Origin of the sequence: Campylobacter sp. JH32 (assembly GCF_017846535.1) — a bacterium.
GTDB lineage: Bacteria > Campylobacterota > Campylobacteria > Campylobacterales > Campylobacteraceae > Campylobacter_D > Campylobacter_D coli.
Window position 1 is genome coordinate 1 of record NZ_JAEQBS010000025.1, and the last position, 2,551, is coordinate 2,551.

Annotated in this window: 3 protein-coding genes; all 3 read right to left on the reverse strand. The window is 26.9% G+C overall.

Annotated features, from left to right (window positions below):
* On the reverse strand, positions 1-1,102 hold a 1,102-nt coding region (locus KAR67_RS09290), incomplete at its 3' end, for an Mbeg1-like protein (protein ID WP_192801097.1).
* 262 nt (positions 1,103-1,364) lie between these two features.
* Positions 1,365-2,033 carry a hypothetical protein gene (locus KAR67_RS09295; protein ID WP_192801098.1) on the reverse strand — a complete coding sequence of 223 codons (669 nt, stop codon included), beginning with the start codon at positions 2,031-2,033 and terminating at the stop codon, positions 1,365-1,367.
* An 8-nt stretch (positions 2,034-2,041) separates the two neighbouring features.
* Positions 2,042-2,551, reverse strand: a 510-nt coding sequence (locus KAR67_RS09300) for a hypothetical protein (protein ID WP_192801099.1), incomplete at its 5' end; no start/stop codon positions are given.

A 2,551-nucleotide genomic window follows, 5' to 3' on the forward strand; every position in this document is an offset into this window, starting at 1 on the left:
ATGAAAGAAAGTATTCAAAATGATTGATTTTTTCTGGAGAACTTCTAAAAAGTCCAAGAAGTCCATTTTTAAGAGCGAAATTTTTATTATTAATAGCATTATTTTTTAACACAAAAGTTTCTGTATAAATTTGAATATTTTTCATAAAATGATTAAGATACTCTATACACTCACTAAGGCTTTTATCTTTGACTTTGTTATAGTTAGCATCTAATTCTAAAAGATAGGAATAAAAATAGAGAGTATTAACAAGAGGTTTTATAGAGTGATCATTTTTCCCTGTATATATACCTAAAGCATTGCTTGCACCATATTGAGCTGAAGCAATGATTTCAATTTTACCATTATCAAATACACAAACAATCTTTTCTGGATTTAAAATTTGCTCCACAATATTATTTCCAAGCAAATTAGCTAAGAATCTCATTAGCATATTATCTATTCCATCTATGGTAGGAGAATTAAAAGTATAAACTTTTGAAGCACTAAATTTTATTTGATTAAAATCTGTACAAAGTGTTCTATCGATTGTATCACAAAGCTGCATTGCAACAACAGCTAAATATCCACCCAAAGAATGTCCTACAAAGGTAATTTTACTAGAATCTATATTATTTAGAATAGGTGCTATATCTAATAAAAATTGTTTTAAGGCATTAGCTTGAAAATCTCCTTTACCAAAAGTAAGTCCTATATCGGCAAATGCATCCATACTTACAATTCCTTCTGTTCCTCGAAAACTAACAATATACTCATCTTTTTGAATGTCATAAAAAAGTGTAGCAGAAAAACCACTAAAAGTATTGGGTTGGTGAAATTTGATTGTATAGCGTTTTGCAAAATTTTGTGTTTGGATTTCTCTAAATTCACCATTGAGTTTTGGATAAAAAGCTAACGAATCATCATAAATAAAATAATCTTTATAGTCTTTAGACAATGCTTTATAATATTCAAATTTTTCTATATTTTCTCCATCTTTTAAGATTCTTTCTGTTCCTATTGTGAAATCATTAGTTTTTTGTCCATCAATATAGATAAGGTTGAAATAGCTTGCCCAAGCTAACTCAGCATAGTCTCTAAGATTCTTGATTTGTTGCTTCATACTTTTTCCTTTTAATCAAATATAAGATACAATAAAATTGCCAATGGACAATATAACAATAATAGAAAAAACCTTATCAAATATTTTTTAATTCTTGTTATTAAAAATAACCATAGATTGTTCACTATTGGAGGCAAAATTATCCATCCAATCACTATGAGAAATTCCTTAAATCTATCTGGATTATGCCCAATTAAAGGTGATATTATCCAAGCAAAGATAAAAAATATAATCCAGCAAATATAAAGTATTTTTAATATTTTCATTGCATCCCCCAAATCTCACCCAATGAATGTCCTACAAATATAATTCTTTTGTGTTTGTTTTTGATTATTTTATTTACTTGTTCTAAAAATTCTAAAAGAGAAGAAGATTGGATATTGCCATTGAGGGATAGAGTTATGTCTTGAACTATATCTTGAATCGAGCTAATAAAATTATCAGTTTCAGTTCCCCTAAATCCTACCACAAATTTATCTTTTTCTTTATCATAAAACAAAGTAGCACTAAAGCCACTTGTAGTGTCGGGCTGATGTTTTAAAAGTTTAAATCTATTTACAAAATCAATAGTTCTTTTACTCAGTGCATCATTTAACCCTACCCTACTAATATCATTATCCAATGTTATTTCTTTACTATCAAAACAAGTATTTATAAGAGAAATACAATATTTAGGTTCTATTTTAACTATTTTATTTTGTTCAAAACGAGCTTGTATAGCTCTTGCATAGGTAGAATTTTGATTATTATGTTTATCACCTAGTCTTTGGGTATCTAAATCTTTTTCTAATTCCTTTCCTTGATTATCAATAATAACACCTGTAAAAACTGGATCTAATAAAGCATAACTAGCATCTGCGACATTAGCATAGTCTAAAAATTTAGTAATTAAATCTAATTTAGCTTCTTGTGTTTTAATGTTTTTGCTCATTTATATCCTTACTTAAAATTATCAAAATAGCTACAAGTGAATACTTCTTCATATCTAAAATATAATCCAGAGCCCTCATCGCCTCTTAAGAATACACCATCATTTTCATATTTATATCTTATATATGTAGCAAAAGGCTTGGGCATTTTTTTATATTTTTTATCATATACTATGGTTATAATATTGCCATTTCGTTTCTCGGATTTTATCGTATCTTTTATATCATAATAAGTAAATGTTTCATTAAGTTTTTCATAATAAAAATATTCATAACCATCATCCTTAACTCGTTTTTCTATAGAAGGCTTTTTTTTTGTAAAATCGCTATACAATTCCCAATAAGCTTTATTGTAAATTATTACTTTATTATCTATATCTTTACACAAGCTCCTAAACTCATAATACTGCGGATCCATATATTTATAAGAACATCCTCCTACTAAGAATAATAAAAGATATGCAGGTAAAAGAAACAAAGTAAATTTTTTAAATATTGTTTTAAAATTTATAGTTTTTGT

Coding starts and splice junctions, on each gene's coding strand:
- KAR67_RS09295 (WP_192801098.1), bottom strand. CDS start 2,033: ATGAGCAAAAACATTAAAACACAAGAAGCTAAATTAGATTTAATTACT.